This window comes from Niallia sp. Sow4_A1 (assembly GCF_052116745.1).
GTDB classification, from domain to species: domain Bacteria; phylum Bacillota; class Bacilli; order Bacillales; family Cytobacillaceae; genus Niallia; species Niallia hominis.
In genome coordinates, this window is the sequence record NZ_JBQKKM010000120.1 from 1 (window position 1) to 1,169 (window position 1,169).

Below are 1,169 nucleotides of genomic sequence, written 5' to 3' on the forward strand. Positions count from 1 at the left end.
GGAGGGAACGAAGTTTCGACTACAGGGTTTTTACCTTCTACGACTGACCTTTCCAGATCGATTCGTCTACCCCGTTCCTTTGTAACTCCATATAGAGTGTCCTACAACCCCAAGAGGCAAGCCTCTTGGTTTGGGCTAATCCCGTTTCGCTCGCCGCTACTCAGGGAATCGCGTTTGCTTTCTCTTCCTCCGGGTACTTAGATGTTTCAGTTCCCCGGGTCTGCCTTCAGTACCCTATGTATTCAGGTAAAGATTCTATCCCATTACGGATAGAGGGTTTCCCCATTCGGAAATCTCTGGATCAAAGCTTACTTACAGCTCCCCAAAGCATATCGGTGTTAATCCCGTCCTTCATCGGCTCCTAGTGCCAAGGCATCCACCGTGCGCCCTTTCTAACTTAACTTAGTTTCGACCAAAGATAAGCGGCGTATCTCTTCGTCAGCTTCCTTACTCTGCTCCTCACGTACTAGCGTACGCTCCGGTGCTCGCTCGGTCGCTTCCTTGATCTACTTGCTTCTCTTTGCTCTCAAATCTTTGAAAGGGTATTCGATTGATACAATTACTTTTCAAAGTAATAATTCTCTAAAATAGAGAATCTAAGATGGCGATTACTCGGTTTATCTTGGTTACTTCTATTTAATGATTTAGTTTTCAAAGAACAATTTCGGCTTATTTAAAAGCCTATTTTTGAGGAATTGCTCCCTCAAAACTGAACAACAAATCGTCAACAATCTTTGATGGAATGTGAATTCCATTTTCCTTAGAAAGGAGGTGATCCAGCCGCACCTTCCGATACGGCTACCTTGTTACGACTTCACCCCAATCATCTATCCCACCTTAGGCGGCTGGCTCCAAATGGTTACCCCACCGACTTCGGGTGTTACAAACTCTCGTGGTGTGACGGGCGGTGTGTACAAGGCCCGGGAACGTATTCACCGCGGCATGCTGATCCGCGATTACTAGCGATTCCAGCTTCATGTAGGCGAGTTGCAGCCTACAATCCGAACTGAGAATGGTTTTATGGGATTTGCTAGGCGTCACCGCTTTGCTGCCCTTTGTACCATCCATTGTAGCACGTGTGTAGCCCAGGTCATAAGGGGCATGATGATTTGACGTCATCCCCACCTTCCTCCGGTTTGTCACCGGCAGTCACCTTAGAGTGCCCAACT

At 47.4% G+C, this 1,169-nt stretch carries 2 rRNA genes; both read right to left on the minus strand.

The window, feature by feature from the left end:
• Positions 1 to 403 (minus strand): 23S ribosomal RNA (locus ACTQ5K_RS25405); the annotation flags it as partial.
• Between the two features lie 361 nt (positions 404 to 764).
• A 16S ribosomal RNA gene (locus tag ACTQ5K_RS25410) occupies positions 765 to 1,169 on the minus strand; the annotation flags it as partial.